This is a genomic window from Ruegeria sp. BB9, assembly GCF_056539345.1.
This window is the reverse complement of sequence record NZ_JBQFUU010000005.1, coordinates 149,862-168,853: the sequence shown is the minus strand read 5'-3', so window position 1 is coordinate 168,853 and position 18,992 is coordinate 149,862. Positions and strand designations below refer to the sequence as shown.

The following is an 18,992-nucleotide window of genomic DNA, read 5'->3' as shown; positions in this document are numbered from 1 at the left end:
CCTCAGCCGCGCAGAACGCCGCCGGTGGCCTTGGTGACCTTGGCGATGATCTTTTCCGCCACCGCCTCGATGTCTTTTTCCTTCAGCGTGCTGTCGGTCGGCTGAAGCCGGACGGTAATGGCCAGAGATTTCTTGCCCTCGCCCAGGCTGCCGCCGATGAACTCATCGAACACGCGCACCTCTTCGATCAGCGCCTTGTCGGCGCCGGCGGCGGCATTCACCAGCGTCAGCGCCTCGACATCGGCATCGACGACAAAGGCAAAGTCACGCTCGACCGCCTGCAGGTCACGCAGTTCCAGCGCCGAGCGGGTGGTGCCGGATTTGCGCGGCAGCGGAACCTCGTCCGGCCAGATGGTGAAGGCCACGGCCGGGCCCTTGATGTCCAACTGCTGCAGCACGCGCGGATGCAGTTCGCCGAACACGCCCAGCATTTTTTTGGGGCCCAGGCAGATCTTGCCGTGACGGCCCGGATGCCACCAGGCGTCGCCGTCGCGCAGGATCTGCACCTTGGCGGGGGCCCCGATGGCGGTCAGCACGGCCTCGGCATCGGCCTTGGCGTCGAACACGTCGACTGAGCGAGCGGCGCCGTGCACATCCTTGGGACCGGTCCGCCCGACCAGAAGGCCTGCGATCTGGGTGCGTTGCTCGCCGGGTTCCCCGTCATGAAAGACCGGGCCGACCTCGAACAGGGCCAGATCGGCAAAGCCGCGCGCCTGGTTGCGCGCCGCGGCCTGCAACAGGCCGGGCAACAGGTCGGGGCGCATGTGGCTCATCTCGGACGAGATCGGGTTTTCCAGCATCGTCGCGTCATCGCCGCCACCGAACAGCGCGGCCGAGGCTTGATCGATGAAAGTGTAGCTGACGCATTCATTGTACCCCAGCGCCGCGCAGTTGCGCCGCGCCATCGACTGACGCCGCTGGGCCGGGGTCATGACCGGCTTGGGAATACCATCCGTGACACGCGGCAGCGGCTTGCCCTGCAGCTTGGTCAGCGAGGCGATGCGGGCGACCTCCTCGACCAGATCGGCCTCGCCCTGGATGTCGGGGCGCCAACTGGGCACATGGGCCATGTCGCCTTCCAGACGGAAACCCAGCCGGGTCAGGGTCTGGCGCTGCTCGCTTTCGGGGATGTCCATGCCCACCAGCGACTGCACCCGCGCAGCATCCAGCCGATAGGCGCGCGAATGGTCCGGCGCCTTGCCGGCCTCGACGACCTTCGAAACCTCGCCGCCGCAGATGTCCAGGATCATCTGGGTCGCGTGCTCCAACCCTTCCAGCGTGTATGCCGGATCGACCCCGCGTTCGAACCGGTAACGCGCGTCCGAGTTGATCTTGAGCGCGCGGCCCGCCAGCGCGATCTGAACATGATCCCAAAAGGCGCTTTCCAGGAACACGTTTACCGTGTCCTCGGTACAGCCGGTCTCTTGCCCGCCCATGATGCCGGCGATGGATTCCGGGCCGTTGTCGTCGGAAATCACCATCATGCCGGGCTGCAGAGTGTATTCCTTTTCGTCCAGCGCCACCAGCTTCTCGCCGCCCTTGGCGCGGTGCACCCGCAGGTTGCCCTTGACCTTGTCGGCGTCAAACACGTGCAGCGGACGGTTGCTGTCGAAGGTCATATAGTTGGTGATATCCACCAGGGCCGAAATCGGACGCAGACCGATCGCCTTCAGCTGATCCTGCAGCCATTGCGGGCTGGGGCCGTTCTTGACGCCGCGGATCAGGCGGCCGGTGAAATGCGGACAGCCATCCAGCGTGTCGTCGTCGATCGTCACCTTGATCGGGCTTTCGAAATCCCCCGGCACCGGGGCATAGTCACGCTGCTTCAGCGTGCCCAGACCCCGCGCCGCCAGATCGCGCGCGATCCCTGCAACGCCCAGCGCATCGGGACGGTTGGGGGTGATGGCGATCTCGATCACCGGGTCGATCTTGGCGGGGTCATTCTCGGCCAGCCAGTCGACGAACCGCTGGCCCACCTCGCCCGAGGGCAGCTCGATGATGCCGTCATGCTCGTCCGACAGTTCCAACTCGCGCTCGGACGCCATCATGCCAAAGCTTTCGACGCCGCGGATCTTGCCGACGCTGATCGTCAGGTCGAGACCGGGAATATACATGCCCGGCTTGCAGACCACGACGGTGATGCCCTCGCGCGCGTTGGGGGCGCCGCAGATGATCTGCAACTCGCCCTCGTCGGTGTCCACCTTGCAGACGCGCAGCTTGTCGGCATCGGGGTGTTTCTCGGCATGTTTCACATAGCCCAAGGTAAAATCCTTGAGCTTGTCGGCCGGGTTGATGACCTCTTCGACCTCGAGCCCGAGATCGGTCAGCGCCTCGACGATCTCATCAACCGAGGCGTCGGTGTCCAAGTGGTCTTTCAGCCAGGAGAGGGTGAATTTCATTTCTGTTTTCCTGTCCGGTAAGGCGGGCCAACCCGCCGAATTCTCTTGGGCAGCAGGGCAAGCCCCATGCTACTTCATCGTGACAAGCCACCATGCAGGTTGGGCATATCCAGCGCCGCAAACCCGTAGTGGCGCAGCCAGCGCAGGTCGCTATCAAAGAACGCCCGCAGATCCGGGATGCCGTATTTCAGCATCGCCAGACGGTCGATGCCGATGCCAAAGGCAAAGCCCTGATAGACCTCGGGGTCGATCCCGCCGGCGGCGATCACCTTGGGGTGGACCATGCCGCTGCCCAGAATCTCCATCCAGTCATCGCCCTCGCCGATCTTCAGCTGGCCGCCTTCCCAGGAACAGCGGATATCGACCTCGGCCGAGGGTTCGGTGAACGGGAAATGCGAGGCGCGGAAGCGCAGTTCGACGTCGTCGACCTCGAAGAACGCTTTGACGAATTCCTCCAGAACCCATTTCAGGTTTGCCATCGAGATATCCTTGTCGATGGCAAGGCCCTCGACCTGGTGGAACATCGGCGTGTGGGTCTGGTCATAATCGGCGCGATAGACGCCGCCCGGGCAGATCACGCGGATCGGCGCGCCCTGCTTCTCCATCGAGCGGATCTGCACCGGCGAGGTATGGGTGCGCAGCACATGCGGCGGGCGATTGTCGCCCGGCGCGCGGTGCATGTAGAATGTGTCCATCTCGGCCCGCGCCGGGTGATGGCCGGGGATGTTCAGCGCGTCGAAATTGTACCAGTCGGTCTCGATCCGGGGGCCTTCGGCGACGGAGAAGCCCAGCTCGGCAAAGATCGCGGTCAGTTCCTCGGTCGCCTGGCTGACCGGGTGGATCGAGCCCTGGCGGCGCGGGCGCGCGGGCAGCGTCACGTCCAACCACTCGGTCCGCAGACGTTCATCCAACGCGGCATCGGCCAATGCGGCCTTCTTGGCGGCCAGCGCCGAATTGATCTCGTCCTTCAGCGCGTTCAGCGCGGGGCCGGCGACCTGGCGTTCCTCGGGCGTCATTTTGCCCAGTTCGCGCATCTTCAGCGCCACTTCGCCCTTTTTGCCCACCGCGGCCACGCGGATCGCTTCCAGCGTGCTTTCGTCGCCTGCGTCAGCGATCTGACCCAGGTATTTTGCCTTAAGATCGTCCATGACGGTCCCCTGAATTCTGTTGCTGTCCTGCTATCACAGCAGCGCGCGAAAGCAAGAGGGCCGGGCCGCGCGATCAGGTCGCGCGCAGAACCGCTGCCTGTCGATCACACCGGACCGGGCGGATCGTGGGGCCATAGCCCTGCGGATGGGTCCGCAGGTCGGGGAACAGCGCAAACAGTTCGCGTGCGGCCTCCTGTTCCAGCCCCGAGAGCGCCTCCTGCCCCGGAAAGAAGCTCTCGGACACAAGACCCGAAGTGGTGACCAGCTGGTGCCGGTCGAAGAACAGGTGGACATAGCGGACGATGTCGCAGGGCTGCACGGTGACGGTGTCGCCGTTGACCAGCGACTTGGCCGGAACCAGAACCTCATCCTCGCCGAACAGAAGCTGGGCTTGCCAGCCGCCGACAAGAATGCGGTGCTGGGGCGAGACCAGAATGTCTGCCGTGGCGCCCAGAACACCCGCGCGGATGCGCACCGGCGCTAACCGGCCCACGCCGCGCACCGTGCGGCCGCCGATCCAGCGAACCCGGCAAGGGCCGTAATCGACGGTCAGGACAGTGTCGCCGGGCTGCAACGTCTCGATCCGGCGCGGCCCCTCGGGGGTATCCACCAGGGTTCCTGCCGTGAAACAGGCGGCCCCGGTATCCCCGGGCGACAAGGGACCATATGTCAGCGTGTCAGGATCGGGTTGGTTGAACTGCAGGGTCGTCGTGGTCTGGTTCGGCCCGACCAGCACCGGCAGGTTGACCGAGGTTTCCCCGGCTGCCAGCCCATCGACCGCTACGATGTTCTGCGTGCCGCCACCGATGTCGTAGAAATCTATCACCTCACCCGTGGCGGTGTTGGTCAGCGCATAGGCTTCGTAATTGGTTGGGCCGCCACCATCCGGATCGGTCAGGAAGATCGGAAAATCATCGGCCGAGATGACATAGACGATCTCATTGTTGTCGGGGTCCACGGTGACCTGAACGGAGGGATCGTTGAGTGGGATCTCGATCCCGACCTGCCCGTTCGCCTGATAGAAGGACACGGTGAAATCCGCCGGGTCTTCGTCCGGGCGAAGGGACACCTCCAGGAATTCGGACACGCCCGAATTCGCGGCATAGGCATTGGAATAATGCAACTCACTGATACGCGCCATGAAAGCACCACGACCGGAAAACCTGACCCGAATGTATCGCGCAAACGCCACCGCCGAACAAGGCGCGATCCGGGAATGTGGCTAACAGGCCCCTAATTGCAACAGGTCGCGGTCAGTAGCTGTATTCGGGGTAGATCCGCGTCAGGTCGCCCTGCCAGTCGCCGTGGTAATGCTCGAGAAGTTCGTCGGCCGGCACCTTGCCGGACTGGATGCTTTCCTTAAGCGCGTTCAGGAAATGGGTCTCGTCCGGGACCAGCCCGCCTGCACCCGGCCGCGCCCGCGCCTTCAGGCCGGACTCGGCGATGGCCACCACCTCGCGCGCCAGATCGTGCATGTTGATACCGCCGACCTGCGCCTGCAGCCCGTCCCGGGCCGCGGCGACGCGCAACCCCTCGCGGGTTTCGGCGTCCCAGCCCTTGACCAGATCCCATGCGGCATCCAGCGCGGACTGGTCATAGGTCAGCCCCACCCAGAAGGCGGGCAGCGCGCACAGACGGCGCCACGGGCCGCCGTCGGCCCCGCGCATTTCCATGAATTTCTTGATCCGCGCCTCGGGGAAGGCGGTGGTCAGGTGATCGGCCCAATCCGAAAGCGTCGGCGTCTCGCCCGGCAGCGCGGGCAGCTTGCCCTGCAGGAAATCGCGGAATGACATGCCCAGCGCGTCGATATACTTTCCGTCGCGATAGACGAAATACATCGGCACATCCAAGGCATATTCCACGTAGCGCTCGAACCCGAAGCCGTCCTCGAACACGAAGGGCAGCATGCCGGTGCGCGCGTCATCCAGATGCCGCCAGATGTAGCTGCGCCAGCTTTTGTGGCCGTTGGGCTTGCCCTCGAAGAAGGGCGAGTTGGCAAACAGCGCGGTCGCCACCGGCTGCAGGGCCAGCGCCACGCGTAGCTTCTGCACCATGTCCGCCTCGGACCCGAAGTCGATGTTGACCTGAACCGTGCAGGTCCGGCGCATCATGGCGCGGCCCATGTCGCCGACCTTTTCCATGTAGTCGTTCATCAGGACATACCGGCCCTTGGGCATCAGCGGCATGTCCTCATGCTTCCAGATCGGTGCGGCGCCCAGCCCGATGAAGCCTACGCCGATCTTGTCGGCGATGTCCTTCACGTCGCGCAGATGCGCGTTCACTTCGTCGCAGGTCTCGTGGATGGTCTCCAGTGGCGCGCCCGACAGCTCCAGCTGCCCCCCCGGTTCCAGCGAGACGTTTGCTCCGTCCTTTTCCAGCCCGATCAGCTTGCCCGCCTCTTCCACGGGGGTCCAGCCATGCCCGTCGCGCAGCCCCTGCAGCACCGCCAGGATCGAGCGTTCGCCCTCATAGGGCAGCGGTTTCAGCGTGTCCTTGCAGTAGCCGAATTTCTCGTGCTCGGTCCCGATGCGCCATTCGCTTTTGGGTTTGCAGCCATCGGCCAGGTATTCGGCCAGTTGTTCGTGGCGTTCGATCGGCCCGCCGCCGGACTGAGGAATGGACATGAACCGTGCTCCGATCCTGATGTGTCGAGTCGTGGGGGTCAGTGGTGGTCGCAATCTCCCCCGGTGTCAATGCACCGTCAGTTCAACCGGATGTGCGCCGGGCGCGAGGGGTGGCGTTCCCAGATCACCACCGGATGCGACGCCCCGCCCTTGAGTTCCGACAGCATCCGCTCGGTCCGCAGCCCCGGCAGGGCCGAGAAAACGTCGAACAGTGCCTCGGCACCTTCGGCATTCACGGGAATGTGAAGCGGCGGCTGGCCGGGCTGCTGCAGCACCCAATGCGCGGGGCTGGCGGTGGGGTCCAGCGTCAGGCTCTCGATTTCGCGGGTGGCGACGATGCCGCCTTCCAGCGGCCCCAGATAGGCGATCTGCCCTTCATCCACAGACACCACGCCCGGCCCGCCCGCGCCCAGCCGAAAGCGGGCCCGCTGTACCCCGATCACGGCCAGCGCGATCGAGACCACCACAAGTACCCAGCCCAGCCAGCCCAGCAACCCGCCCGGACCGCCGATCCAGCTGAGGCCAAGGATCAGAACGAACCCGGCGGCCAGCACCTCGCGCCAGCGCCACAGGGCCAGTTTGGCTTCGGGACGGATGAAACTCATGACGCGGCCTCCATCTGATCGCTGAACAGGACCAGTGAAAAGGTCCCGGCAGGGGCAAACCCAATAGCAACATAAGCACGCACGGCGGCGTTTGAAGCCGCAAACAGAACGGCCTTGCGAACGCCGGTGGCCCGCGCCTCGGCCAGATGCAGGGCGACGGCGGTGCGGGCATAACCCCGACCGCGCAGCGCGGGCGGGGTGAACACGCCGCCGATCTGGACGATCTCGGGCAGCGTGGCATTGAAGCCTGTCATGCTGACGGGCAGGTCGTCGACCTTCAGCAGCCGGTGCGAGTCGCGCTGAATATATCCGTCGATGTCCTTCTGCGCAGCCTTGCGGGCCATGCCCGGGTCGGTGCCCAAAGATTCCAGATGATAGGCCTCGCGCCAGCGGATCAACAGGCTTCGGTCGCCATCCGACAGCGGCACCAGCCGTGCGTTTTCCGTTGGCGGAACGATCAGGTCGCGCAGATCCAGCGCAAAGGACGGTTCGTCCCGGTCCAGATGCGCGGCGCGGTCCTGCCATCCGGCCTGTCGCAGAAACCGGCGGGCTTGCGAAGCCTCGCCCGCCAGCCCCATGACCGTGCGGCCCCGGATCAGGTCCGCTGCCGCGGTCAGGTCGGCCTCGGGCAGATCAGGGCATTGCGGCAGGATCATGCCTTCGTTGGTGATGCCGAACACGCCGCGCAGCGGGTCGCCCAGCATCCACATGCTCATCGCGCGCGGCGCGGGTGCGTTCAGGCCGAACTCTCGCAGGTTGGCCAGCGCGAACATCGAGCTTTGCACATGATCCAGAAGAAACCGTTCGATCGCCGGAATGTCCTGTTGCTGCGCCGGACGCCACATCAGGACCAATCCCCCAGCGCCTGTTGCCACAGGGTCATCGCGGCCACCGCCGCCGTATCGGCCCGCAGGATGCGCGGCCCCAGGCTAACCACATGCGTGAACGGCAGATCCTTCAGCCGCTGGCGCTCGGTATTGGAGAACCCGCCCTCGGGGCCGATCAGGATGGCCCAGGGCCGGCCCTTGTCCTGCGCGGCGAGGCGCAGGGTCGACCCGGCCTCGGCCTCGTCGCAGAACATCAGTTGGCGGCCGTCGGGCCAGTTGTCCAACAGCTTATCCAGCCGTTGCAGGTCGCAGACTTCGGGCACGAAGGTGCCGCCGCATTGCTCGGCCGCCTCGACCGCATGGGCCTGCAGCCGGTCCTGCCGGATGCGTTCGGAATTGGTGAAGGCAGTCTGCACCGGCATGATCTTCGCGGCTCCCATCTCGGCCGCCTTTTCGACGATGAAATCGGTCCGGGCCTTCTTAATCGGGGCAAACAGCAGCCACAGGTCCGGCGGCAGTTGCAGTGGCCGGGTCTGTTCAAGACAGCTCAGAACACCGCCCCGCTTGCCCGCTTCGACCACCTGCGCCAGCCACTCGCCATCGCGGCCGTTGAACAGGGCCACCTGCCCGCCCACGGCCAGACGCATCACGCCGAACAGGTAATGGGCCTGCTCGCGCGTCAAAGGAACCGATTGCCCCGCACCCAAAGGGTGATCTACATACAGCCTGATCTTCGCACTCATGAGACCCTACATATGCAAGGCAATGCCCCAACACCAGACGGTCAGGTCGCCGACGCCGTTACCGGCAACTGGGTCGATACCCGCGCCCCGGCCTTTGCCCGCCCCTATCTGCGGCTGTCGCGCGCGGACCGGCCGATCGGGACGTGGCTGCTGCTGATTCCGTGCTGGTGGGGCCTGGCGCTGGCGATCCTTCATGACGGTCAGCCGCGGTGGGGCGACCTGTGGATTGCCGTTGGGTGCGCGGCCGGGGCCTTTTTGATGCGCGGCGCGGGCTGCACCTGGAATGACATCACCGACCGCAAGTTCGACGCGAAGGTTGAACGCACGCGCTCGCGGCCCATCCCCTCGGGTCAGGTCAGCGTGCGGCAGGCGGTGATCTGGATGGGCATCCAGTGCCTTCTGGCGCTGGCGATCCTGCTGACCTTCAACCAGGCGGCCATCGCGATGGGCGTCCTGTCGCTGCTGCCGGTGACGATCTACCCTTATGCCAAGCGCTTCACCTGGTGGCCGCAGGTGTTTCTGGGGCTGGCCTTCAACTGGGGCGCCCTGCTGGCCTGGGCGGCGCATCGCGGCACGGTCGAATGGCCCGCGATCCTGCTATACCTGTCAGGCATCGCCTGGACGCTGTTCTACGACACGATCTATGCCCACCAGGACGCCGAGGATGACGAGCTGATCGGCATCAAGTCCACCGCGCGCCTGTTCGGGACCGACACCGCGAAATGGCTGAAGTATTTCCTTGTGGCGACCGTGGCGCTAATGGGTCTGGCCATCGTCGAGGCCGCGCTGCCCAATTCCAGCGTGTTGGCGCTGGTCGTGGCCATTGGTGGACCTTGGGCAATGGGGTGGCACATGGCGTGGCAACTGCGCGGGCTGGACATCGAAGACAACGCGAAACTGCTGCAGCTGTTTCGCGCCAACCGGGACACCGGCCTTATTCCGCTCATCTTCCTTTGCGTCGCATTGCTCCTCTGATTGCACCTCGGTACCGGTGCCTGTAAGAGTCCCGCCCAATGGCCCGAGGAGATAAGAAACCGCTCATGCGCTTGCCGTATTTCCTGACATCAGCCCTGATCTTTGTCGTGTCGGCGGGGGTCTGTCTGCTGGCCGCCGGATTCGCGGTGACCAAGATCGAAGAAACCTCGGAAACTGCCGTTCGAAATGCACTGAGCATGCAGGGCCATGAGTGGGCCGAAGTGCAGGCGGATGGGCTGCGCGTTGTGCTGACCGGTACTGCCCCGGACGAGGCCACCCGATTCAACGCGCTGACAGCGGCCGGTACACAGGTCGACACCTCTCGGGTGATCGATGAGATGGACATTGCCCCGACGGCTGACCTGACTCCGCCCAAATTCTCGGCTGAAATTCTCCGGAACGACAGCGGCATTTCCGTGATCGGGTTGGTTCCGGCCAGCGTGGATCGCGACGCTCTGATGGACCGGCTGCAGAAGCTGGACCCGCAGGCGCGGGTGTCGGACCTGCTGGAAACTGCAGATTACAAGAAACCCAAAGGTTGGGACGACGCGATTTCCTATGCCATCCTTGCCCTGTCCAAGCTGCCGCGAGCCAAGATTTCCGCCAGCCCCGACCTGGTCAAGATCACTGCCATCGCCGACAGCCAGCAGGAAAAAGAACGGCTGGAACAGGAACTGACACGCGCCGCGCCGCCCAGCTTGCGCATCGGTCTGGCGATTTCGGCACCGCGCCCGGTGATCACTCCGTTCACCCTGCGCTATCTGATTTCGGAGGATGGCGGCCAGTTCGACGCCTGTTCGGCGCAGGATGAAAAGGCGCGCGACACCATTGTTGCCGCCGCGCAGGATGCCGGGCTGTCAGGGCCCTATACCTGCACAATCGGCCTGGGTGTGCCATCGCCCCGATGGGCGCAGGCCGCTGAACTGAGTATCCGGGCTCTGTCCGAGATCGGGCGAGGATCGGTCACGATGTCGGATGCCGACATCACGCTGATTGCTGAACCGAACACCAGCCCGGCCACCTTCGACAAGGTCGTGGGCGAGTTGGAAAACGCCCTGCCCGAAGTGTTTGCCCTGCACGCGGTTCTGCCTGAACCCGAAAACAACGAACAGGCCGGACCTGTGGAATTCACCGCCACCCGCAGCCCGGAAGGTCTGGTACAACTGCGCGGCCGTCTGGGCGATGATTTACAGCGCGACATGATCGACAGCTATGCCCGGGCTGCCTTTGGATCCGATCAGGTTCACAGTGCCGCCCGCGTGGTCGACCAGATGCCGCAGGACTGGCCCGTGCGCGTTCTGGCGGGGCTGGAATCCCTGTCCTGGCTGAACAACGGCGTGCTGACCGTAACGCCTGACAAGGTCGAGTTGACTGGCGTCAGCCACGATGAGGACGCCAAGGCACAGATCGCGGGCCTGCTGTCCGACAAGTTGGGCGATGCGCAGGACTTTGACCTTTCGATCACCTATCAGCCCCCGCCCGAACCCGAAGACGCGCTGCCAGACCCCGAGCAGTGTGAAAGTCGCATCGCCGAGGTTCAGGAAACCCGCAAGATCACGTTCGAGCCCGGGTCGGCTACGGTCTCGTCTGAATCCCGCGACAGTCTGAATCAGATTGCCGAAATCCTGCGCGAATGCGGACCGATCCGGATCGAAATCCAGGGTCATACCGACAGCCAGGGCCGTGAAGAGATGAACCAGCAGCTGAGCCAGTCACGCGCCCAGTCTATCCTGAACGAATTGCGCGCCCGTCGGGTGCCGACCAAAAGCTACTCGGCCGCAGGATATGGTGAGACGCAGCCGATTGCAGACAATGACACCGAAGACGGGCGCGAGAAAAACCGGCGCATCGAATTCCGCCTGATCCGGCCCGAGCCGGTCGCCAATCAGGAAACCGGTCTGGAAGCGTTGGAGACCCAGACAAGCGCAACCGAACCTGCGCCAACAGAAGAAGAAGCATCCGAAACGGATGCAGGGGACCAGTAAGTTGAACAGAACCGAATTCATCATCGCCACCGCCGTCATCCTGTTCGCCGCTTTCTGCATGGGCTGGTTCGCCAACTGGCTGGTGCACCGCCTGTCGCGCGTGCGCCAATCCGACGTGGCCGATCTGGACCGCATGAGCCAGGAGTTGCACGAGGCCGAGGAAACCCGCGATCAGGCGATCACCTATTTGCAGCAGCGTGAGGCCGAGCTGACCAACCAGCTGACCCAGACCGAGGCCGAGCTGGCCGCGGCTATGGACGGGCTGCGCGCTGCCCGCCAGGAAGCCGAGGAATTGCGCGGCCGGATCAACAACGCCGATTGAGGCTTACCAGCGCGACAGCGCGTCCTCGTCTTCGTCCTTGGCGGCAACCCAATCGGCCCCGGACGCGGTGATTTCCTTTTTCCAAAACGGGGCGCGGGATTTTAAGTAGTCCATCAGGTATTCGGCAGCCTCGAACGCATCCTTGCGGTGCGGGGCTGCCGTTGCGACCATCATGATCCGGTCACCCGGGGCCAGCCGCCCATGGCGATGGATCACCAGCACATCGCCCAGCGACCACCGGTTTTTGGCTTCCTCGGCAATCTTGGCGATGGCGCGTTCGGTCATGCCGGGATAATGCTCGATCTCCATGCAGGCCAGATCGGTCTGGGCCAGATCGCGCACGACGCCGGTAAAGGTGACGATAGCGCCATTGGCCGTGTCACCCGCGGCAAAGGCATTTGCCTCGGCCCCCAGATCGAACGGCTCTTGCTGCACCGAAATCCGCATCGCCCTAGCCGCCGGTCATGGGCGGGAAAAAGGCCACTTCGCGGACGCCGGCCAGCGGCGCGTCGAAATCCGACAGTTCCTGATCCAGCGCGACCCGCAGGGCGGAGACGTCGGCAAAGGCCGCGGCATAGCGGTCTTCACGGGCGCTGAGTTCAGCCACCAGATCGGAGACCGTGGCCGCGGTGGTTTCGACCTTTTCCTTCGGCACGCCGATCCGCTCGCGGACCCAGGCGAAATACAAGACATCCATGCGTCAGCCCTCCTTCAGATGGGGCATGGCTTTACGTAGGTAGTCGTAGCCGGTGATCAATGTCAGCGTCGCCGCGATCCACAGCAACCACAACCCGATGCGGCCCGACCAGAACATGCCATCCAGCTTCCATTGCAGGCCCGAGATGTCCTCGACCTGGCCCGACAGGATCTGGTCGATCAGCGCGGCATCCATGCCGAAGGTGGACATGACGAAATAGTGCTCGAATATGCCCTGCGAAAACAGCACGGCGATCGCCACCATCTGCGCGGTCGTCTTCCATTTGGCCAGCTTGGTGACCTTGAGCGTTCCAGCCACGTCGCCCAGATACTCGCGCAGGCCCGAGACGAAGACCTCGCGGAACAGGATCACGGTGGCGGGCAGCACCAGCCAGGGCGTCCAGTGCTCGGTCGAATAGCCGACCAAGATCATCAGCGCGATCACCACCATCGCCTTGTCGGCGATCGGGTCCAGCATCGCGCCCATCTTGGTTTCCTGCTTCCACGCGCGCGCCAGATAGCCGTCGAACCAATCGGTTATGGCCGCCGACAGGAACAGGATCAGCGCGAACCAATCCGCGTAGGGCCGTGTGAAATACAGAAACATCACCGCCAGGCCGGGCGCGGCCAGTAGGCGCAGCAAAGTCAGAATATTCGGCAGGTTCCACTTCATGCGCTGGACCCTACAACCATGGCCGGGAACAGAAAAGACGGCACGACAAAAAACTGCCAAGAACACAGGTGTTTGGACCACGACAGGTCAGACCGTCGCAGGCGGAGGATCGACGACCGTTTCCCCCTTGGCGCGGCGCGAAGAACGGGTCAGGTTGCGCGGGTATCGGCACATCAGGAAAGATCCGCCCCGTGACCTCACATATCAGAACCGATGCGCGCGCCAATCTGATCGGCGGCGCCTGGATGATCGCGGCCATGGCCGGGTTCGCCCTGGAGGACGCGCTGTTGAAAAGTGCCGCCAAGGTGCTGCCCATCTGGCAGGTTCTGGTTCTGTTCGGACTGGGCGGGGCGTTGATTTTCGCCGGGGTCGCGTTGATTCAGGGGCGGCGGTTGCTGCACCCCGATGTCCTATCCAAGCCGATGAAGATCCGAGTGCTGTTCGAAGTCTTCGGCCGCCTGTTCTATGTGCTGGCCATCGCCCTGACGCCGCTGTCCTCGGCCACAGTGATCCTGCAGGCCACGCCGCTGGTCGTGGTGGCGGGTGCCGCGCTGTTTTTCGGGGAAACCGTCGGCTGGCGGCGCTGGAGTGCCATTCTGGTCGGACTGATCGGAGTGGTGATCATCATCCAGCCGACCGGAGACAGTTTCTCGGCCCTGTCCATTCTTGCGGTACTGGGAATGCTGGGCTTTGCCGGCCGCGATCTGGCCAGCCGCGCCGCCCCCGCCACGTTGGGCACCACCGTTCTTGGGTTTTATGGCTTTCTGTCAATTGTCGTCGCCGGTGGACTGTACCGGGCTTTCGAAGGCGCCGCCGCGGTGCCGGTGGACGCCCGAGCCGCCCTGCACCTGACTGGAGCCGTGGTGATGGGCGCGGTGGCCTATTCTTCGCTGATGCTGGCCATGCGGACGGGTGAAGTGTCGGCCGTAACTCCGTTTCGCTATACCCGCCTTCTGTTCGGCATCGGGCTGGGCGTGCTGATATTCGACGAGCATCTGGACCAGACCATGAGGCTGGGCAGCGCGCTGATCGTGGCCTCGGGGCTTTACATCCTGTGGCGCGGGCGCCAGCGGCCTCAGCCCTTTTCGTGAAAGAAATCATAGACCTTCTGCGCCAGACCGGCCGAGATCCCGTCCACCGCCTTCAGGTCAGCCAGATTGGCGCGGCTGACCGCCTTGGCGCTGCCGAAATGCGCCAGCAGGGCACGTTTGCGGGCCGCGCCCACGCCGGGGATTTCATCGAGCGGCGTCGCGCCCATCGCCTTGGCCCGTTTGGCGCGGTGGGTGCCGATGGCAAAGCGGTGCGCCTCGTCCCGTAGCCGCTGAATGAAATACAGAACCGGGTCGTTGCGTTTCAGGGCAAAGGGGCGCTGGCCGATGCGGTGGAACTCTTCCTTGCCGTGGTCGCGATCGACGCCCTTGGCGACACCGACCATGGGGATGTCCTCGACCCCGTGCGCCTGCATGATCTCGTGCACGGCACTCACCTGCCCTGCACCCCCATCGATCAGCAACAGATCGGGCCACAGGCCCTTGTCGCGGTCGGGGTCCTCTTTCAACAAGCGGCTGAAGCGGCGGGTCAGCACCTCTTTCATCATGCCGAAATCGTCGCCCGGCGTCAGGTCGTCGCCGCGAATGTTGAATTTGCGATAGGCGTTCTTCATGAACCCCTCGGGACTGGCCACGATCATCGCGCCCACCGCGTTAGTGCCCTGGATATGCGAGTTGTCGTAGACCTCGATCCGCTTGGGTGGCGCGTCCAGATCGAAGGCCTCGGCCAGACCGCGCAGCAGCTTGGCCTGCGTCGCGCTTTCCGACATGCGGCGGGCCAGCGCCTCGCGCGCGTTGCGCAGCGCGCCCGAGACCAGTTCCAGCTTTTCGCCCCGCTGCGGCACTAGGATCTCGACCTTGCGGCCGGCCTTTTCCGACAGGGCCTGCTGCATCAGATCCGCGTTTTCGATTCCGTCCGACAGGATCAGCTGCCGCGGCGGTTCCTTGTTGTCGTAGAACTGGCCCAGAAAGGCCTCCATCACCTCGGCCGGGGAGACGTCGGGGCCGACCCGCGGATAGAAATCGCGGTTGCCCCAGTTCTGATTGGCGCGGATGAAGAACACCTGAACACAGGCCTGACCGCTGTCCATATAAAGGCCGATCACATCCGCCTCGGCCACACCGCGCGGGTTGATGCCCTGCGCCGTCTGCACCTGCGTCAACGCGCGAATCCGGTCGCGTAGGGCGGCGGCGCGCTCGAACTCCATCGCGTCCGAGGCCTCTTGCATCTGCGCGGCCAGTTCCTCCTGGATCCGGGTCGAGCGTCCGGACAGGAACCGCTCGGCGTCACGCACGCTTTCGGCATAGTCGGCCTGCGAAATCATGCCCACGCACGGCCCCGAGCAGCGCTTGATCTGGTAGAGCAGGCAGGGCCGGGTGCGACTGTCGAACATCGAATCCGAGCAGTTCCGGAGCAGAAAGGCCTTCTGCAATTGGTTCAGCGTGCGGTTCACCGCGCCCGCGCTGGCGAAGGGGCCGAAATAGGCGCCCTTTTCCTTCTTGGCCCCGCGATGCTTCTTGATCTGCGGAAACGGGTGATCCTTGGCCACCAGAATGTTGGGAAAGCTTTTGTCGTCGCGCAGCAGGACGTTGTACTTGGGCTTGAGCTGCTTGATCAGGTTCTGCTCAAGCAGCAGCGCCTCGGTCTCGGTCCGGGTGGTCAGGAACATCATCGACGCGGTCGAGGCGATCATGCGCTCGATCCGGCCGGAATGTCCCGGGCGGGTGTAGTTCGACACCCGCGCCCGCAGGTTGCGCGCCTTACCGACATACAGAACCCGGCTGTCCGCATCCAGCATCCGGTACACGCCAGGCGAACTGTCCAGCGTCTTCACGTATTTCTGGATGCAGGCATAGCCGGTCGGCTGAGGCTGGGATTGAGGGGCGCTGTCGGCGGTCATGAGAGAGAGATACGATTCTCTGACCGTGGCTGCAATCTTGCGCGCCTCAGATCAAGAGAAAACAAATCCACGATTCTTGTGGATAACTGTGCGGACAACTTTCCCTGCACTGTGATTTTTCCTTGAATCCTTGTGTTTTCACTGCGTTGCACAATAAATAGGCACAATTTCAACACATTGATTATAAAAGATATTTTTATTCTCGTTTTACAAGTGTATGAAAAAAAAGACATTTTTGTAACGAACCTGTAACAGGATCGAGAGCGGTGCAAAACTTGCAGGGGCAATACCTATTCAAGGCCCACTACATCAGGCGTTTGCCAGCCCAGATGCTGGCCGCCATCAACGCACAAAAGCTGGCCCGTGACCGCATGTGCGTCCAGAAAATACCCAAGGGCCGCGTTGATATCCGACGGGTTTGCACCGCGTTCCAGGACCGTGTTTTCGCGTTGCGTCTTGAAGTGCTGGGGGCTTTGCCGATGTCCCTGCAGGGTTGGACCCGGCCCAATGGCATTGACGCGAATGGCCGGCGTCAGTGCCTGGGCCGCCGTCCGGGTCAATGCCCATAGCCCCATCTTGGCGATGGTGTAGGACATGAACTCAGGCGTCAGTTTGCGCACCCGCATGTCGACCATATTCACGATCAAGCCGGTCGCGACGGGTTCGTCATTCTCATCCATCTCGGGTTCCAGACCCTGGCTTGCCATGGCCTGCGTCAGCACGAAGGGCGCGCGCAGGTTGCTGTCCATGTGGCGATCCCAGCTTTGCCGGGTGGCAGTGCGGATGTTGTCGTATTCGAAGATCGACGCATTGTTGACCAGACAGGTGATCGGACCGCCCAGCGCCTCGGCCGCGCGCGGCAAAAGGGTCTGCACCTGATCCTCGTCCAGCAGATCGGCCTGCAGCGCCACGGCATTGCGGCCCATCGACTGGATCTCGGACACGGTCTCGGCAGCGGCAGCGCCCGAGGTTGCGTGATGCACGGCAACGTCCATGCCACGTTTCGCCAGGTACAACGCCATGGCCCGCCCCAGTCGAATGCCGGCGCCGGTCACCAGTGCTCGGGTCATGTAGGGGCTCCTTTCAGTCAGATCAGGCCAACAGGATCACGACGTATGTGACGTAAAGCAGCGTCAAGATGAACCCCCAGACCCGGGTGATGTCTTGCTTGAAGAAGACGAACGGGATCAGCAGCAGGGACGAGCCCAGCATGACCCAAAGATCGAATTGCAGGAATTCGGGGTCCACGGGGATGCGCCCGAACAGCGTGGCGATACCGACAATGCCCAGAAGGTTGAACATGTTCGAACCGATGACGTTGCCCAGAGCAACATCGGCCTGCCGGCGCAACGCGGCCATGACGGTGGTCGCAAGTTCGGGAAGCGAGGTTCCGACCGCGACCAGCGTCAGCCCGATCACCGTTTCACTGACCCCGTAGGTCCGCGCAATGATGGTCGCGTTGTCGACCAGAAGGTGCGCGCCCATCGGCAGGCCAATCAGCCCCAGCACCAGATACAGCGACACCTTCCAGTACGGCATGTCCGGGTCGGCCTCTTCCAGCGTTTCCAGGTCCTGCTCTTCCGAGCAGGAGTTGCGATGCGCGTGCGCTTCTCGGAAGGCGTTGAGCAGGATCAGAGCCAATCCCGCCAGCAGGATTGCCCCGCTGAACAGGTTGAATTCCCCGCAAAAGGCCAAACCGATGAACAGAACCGAGGCCAGCAACATGAAGATGTAGTTTCTGCGCGTGTTGCATTCGCTGCTGTGGATCGTGGCCAGCAAGGCCGGCAAACCCAAGACCAGCAGGATGTTGGCCGTGTTCGAACCGACGACATTGCCCAACGCGATACCGGGCGCATTTTCCTCGATGGCCTTGATGGCAATCAGAAGCTCGGGTGCCGAGGTGCCGAAGGCCACGATCGTCAGGCTGACGATTAGGGCGGGAACACCCAGACGCAGGCTGAGATTCACCGCACCCCGCACCAGCGCGTCACCGGCCAACAGCAGGATCAACAAGCCAAGACCGGAAAGCAGCCAGGCCGTCATCGACGCCCTCCTTGCTCACATTTGCAGGGGCCCTTGCCGATCCGGAATCGACCGCAGCGCGGACATTTCGCGGAGTTCAATCGCTGTTGGCCGGGAAAGCGCAGCTTTCCGAACATCGCCAGGACCCCCATGGCAACCAGAAACAGAATGACGACCTTGACGATCACGTCACATACCAAAGCGCGCGTAGGCCGCGCGCTCCTCGAGCAGGGAAATGGCGTCCTGCGCCATGTCCGTTCCGAAACGCGACCAGATCGGTCGGCGCAACCCGTAGCGCCGGAATTTGACCTTGTCGCCAAACACTTCCTGCATCCTTGGCTTCAGATGCGCGATGCCGTCGATCAGCCCAAGTTCATGCGCACGCCGCGCCAGCCAGATTTCACCGGTAAACAGATCGGCGGCCTCGTCCAAGCGACTGCCGCGCCGAGCTTTCACATAGGCAATGAAATTCTGGTGGATGTCCTCCAAAAGCCCCTTGAGACGCGCGACATCCTCTTCTTTCTCCGGAGAGAACGGGTCCAGCATCGATTTGGATTTCCCGGCGGTGTGCACGCGCCGCTCGATCCCCTGACGGGCCAGAAAAACATGGGCTCCGAACCCCGAGGAGATGACCCCGATCGACCCCAGAACCGAGCTGTCATCCGCCCAGATCTCGTCCGCCGAAGCCGCAAGCCAATAACCACCCGAGGCCGCCACGTCCTCGACAAAGGCATGGACTGGCACCTTGAACTCGTCGGCCAACCGTCGGATCCGCGCACCGATCAGCGAGCTTTGCACCGGCGATCCGCCCGGCGAATTGATCTCGAGCGCGACGGCGGCAGGTTTTCCCTTGCGGAAGGCTTTTTCCAGAACCGGTGCCAAAGAGGCATCGTTCAGCGAGGCTCGGCCAGCCATTCCAATGGCTCCGGACAGGCGAACGACAGCCACGGTTGGCTGCTTGTTGAGAAACGGCAGGCTGAGTTTCATGGGTGCCGATGTAGAGTGCGCCCGCCCCTTAAACAA

General features: G+C 63.5%; 18 protein-coding genes. 4 read left to right on the top strand and 14 right to left on the bottom strand.

Annotated features, from left to right (window positions below; all coding sequences use genetic code 11):
* Positions 1 to 2: 2 nt before the first annotated feature.
* From pheT to ACR0FC_RS16500, 7 genes are all read right to left on the bottom strand, one after another.
* On the bottom strand, positions 3 to 2,399 hold the full coding sequence (gene pheT / locus ACR0FC_RS16530) for a phenylalanine--tRNA ligase subunit beta (RefSeq protein WP_170342325.1): 2,397 nt from the start codon (positions 2,397 to 2,399) through the stop codon (positions 3 to 5).
* Positions 2,400 to 2,473: 74 nt separating this feature from the next.
* Entirely contained in the window at positions 2,474 to 3,547 is a 1,074-nt protein-coding gene (pheS, locus tag ACR0FC_RS16525) for a phenylalanine--tRNA ligase subunit alpha (protein ID WP_093963563.1), read from the bottom strand.
* A 73-nt stretch (positions 3,548 to 3,620) separates the two neighbouring features.
* Positions 3,621 to 4,688, bottom strand: a complete 1,068-nt coding sequence (locus ACR0FC_RS16520; RefSeq protein ID WP_170342327.1) for a Hint domain-containing protein — start codon at positions 4,686 to 4,688, stop codon at positions 3,621 to 3,623.
* Positions 4,689 to 4,800: 112 nt separating this feature from the next.
* A complete protein-coding gene (locus ACR0FC_RS16515) occupies positions 4,801 to 6,171 on the bottom strand; it encodes a glutamate--cysteine ligase (protein ID WP_170342329.1) in 1,371 nt (456 codons plus the stop codon).
* A 77-nt stretch (positions 6,172 to 6,248) separates the two neighbouring features.
* Entirely contained in the window at positions 6,249 to 6,776 is a 528-nt protein-coding gene (locus ACR0FC_RS16510; protein ID WP_170342331.1) for a hypothetical protein, read from the bottom strand.
* A complete protein-coding gene (locus ACR0FC_RS16505) occupies positions 6,773 to 7,621 on the bottom strand; it encodes a GNAT family N-acetyltransferase (RefSeq protein WP_170342333.1) in 849 nt (282 codons plus the stop codon). The genes ACR0FC_RS16510 and ACR0FC_RS16505 overlap by 4 nt, the downstream gene beginning before the upstream one ends.
* Positions 7,621 to 8,346: a 16S rRNA (uracil(1498)-N(3))-methyltransferase gene (locus tag ACR0FC_RS16500; protein WP_170342335.1), complete on the bottom strand. Its 726-nt coding sequence runs from the start codon at positions 8,344 to 8,346 to the stop codon at positions 7,621 to 7,623. Before ACR0FC_RS16500 ends, ACR0FC_RS16505 begins: the two co-directional genes overlap by 1 nt.
* 12 nt (positions 8,347 to 8,358) lie before the next feature.
* Here ACR0FC_RS16500 and ubiA point away from each other — a divergent pair, with 12 nt between their 5' ends.
* The 3 genes from ubiA to ACR0FC_RS16485 all read left to right on the top strand — a co-directional run bounded on the left by ubiA (position 8,359) and on the right by ACR0FC_RS16485 (position 11,628).
* Positions 8,359 to 9,321, top strand: coding sequence for a 4-hydroxybenzoate octaprenyltransferase (gene ubiA / locus ACR0FC_RS16495; RefSeq protein WP_170342336.1), 963 nt, complete (start codon positions 8,359 to 8,361; stop codon positions 9,319 to 9,321).
* 65 nt (positions 9,322 to 9,386) lie between these two features.
* A complete protein-coding gene (locus ACR0FC_RS16490) occupies positions 9,387 to 11,306 on the top strand; it encodes an OmpA family protein (protein WP_170342338.1) in 1,920 nt (639 codons plus the stop codon).
* 1 nt (position 11,307) lies between these two features.
* Positions 11,308 to 11,628, top strand: a complete 321-nt coding sequence (locus tag ACR0FC_RS16485) for a hypothetical protein (protein ID WP_093963571.1) — start codon at positions 11,308 to 11,310, stop codon at positions 11,626 to 11,628.
* Positions 11,629 to 11,631: 3 nt separating this feature from the next.
* Here ACR0FC_RS16485 and ACR0FC_RS16480 read toward each other — a convergent pair whose 3' ends face one another.
* From ACR0FC_RS16480 to pgsA, 3 genes are read right to left on the bottom strand one after another with little or no spacing between them, the layout of a single operon-like run.
* Entirely contained in the window at positions 11,632 to 12,075 is a 444-nt protein-coding gene (locus ACR0FC_RS16480; protein WP_170342340.1) for a molybdenum cofactor biosynthesis protein MoaE, read from the bottom strand.
* 4 nt (positions 12,076 to 12,079) lie between these two features.
* Positions 12,080 to 12,325: a molybdopterin converting factor subunit 1 gene (gene moaD / locus ACR0FC_RS16475; protein ID WP_093963573.1), complete on the bottom strand. Its 246-nt coding sequence runs from the start codon at positions 12,323 to 12,325 to the stop codon at positions 12,080 to 12,082.
* Positions 12,326 to 12,328: 3 nt separating this feature from the next.
* Positions 12,329 to 12,997 carry a CDP-diacylglycerol--glycerol-3-phosphate 3-phosphatidyltransferase gene (pgsA, locus tag ACR0FC_RS16470; RefSeq protein ID WP_170342342.1) on the bottom strand — a complete coding sequence of 223 codons (669 nt, stop codon included), beginning with the start codon at positions 12,995 to 12,997 and terminating at the stop codon, positions 12,329 to 12,331.
* 191 nt (positions 12,998 to 13,188) lie between these two features.
* On the opposite strand from pgsA, the gene ACR0FC_RS16465 reads away from it, so the two are divergent.
* The gene (locus ACR0FC_RS16465; protein WP_170342344.1) at positions 13,189 to 14,088 is read left to right on the top strand and encodes a DMT family transporter; all 900 of its coding nucleotides are present in this window, start codon (positions 13,189 to 13,191) and stop codon (positions 14,086 to 14,088) included.
* On the opposite strand, the gene uvrC is transcribed toward ACR0FC_RS16465, so the two are convergent.
* From uvrC to ACR0FC_RS16445, 4 genes are all read right to left on the bottom strand, one after another.
* Entirely contained in the window at positions 14,073 to 15,947 is a 1,875-nt protein-coding gene (uvrC, locus tag ACR0FC_RS16460; protein ID WP_170342346.1) for an excinuclease ABC subunit UvrC, read from the bottom strand. The two genes, ACR0FC_RS16465 and uvrC, sit on opposite strands and share 16 nt — an antisense overlap.
* Positions 15,948 to 16,237: 290 nt before the next feature.
* Positions 16,238 to 17,017, bottom strand: a complete 780-nt coding sequence (locus tag ACR0FC_RS16455) for an SDR family oxidoreductase (protein WP_170342348.1) — start codon at positions 17,015 to 17,017, stop codon at positions 16,238 to 16,240.
* 22 nt (positions 17,018 to 17,039) lie between these two features.
* On the bottom strand, positions 17,040 to 17,990 hold the full coding sequence (locus ACR0FC_RS16450) for a calcium/sodium antiporter (protein WP_170342350.1): 951 nt from the start codon (positions 17,988 to 17,990) through the stop codon (positions 17,040 to 17,042).
* A 168-nt stretch (positions 17,991 to 18,158) separates the two neighbouring features.
* A complete protein-coding gene (locus tag ACR0FC_RS16445) occupies positions 18,159 to 18,956 on the bottom strand; it encodes a S49 family peptidase (protein ID WP_170342352.1) in 798 nt (265 codons plus the stop codon).
* Positions 18,957 to 18,992 lie beyond the last annotated feature (36 nt).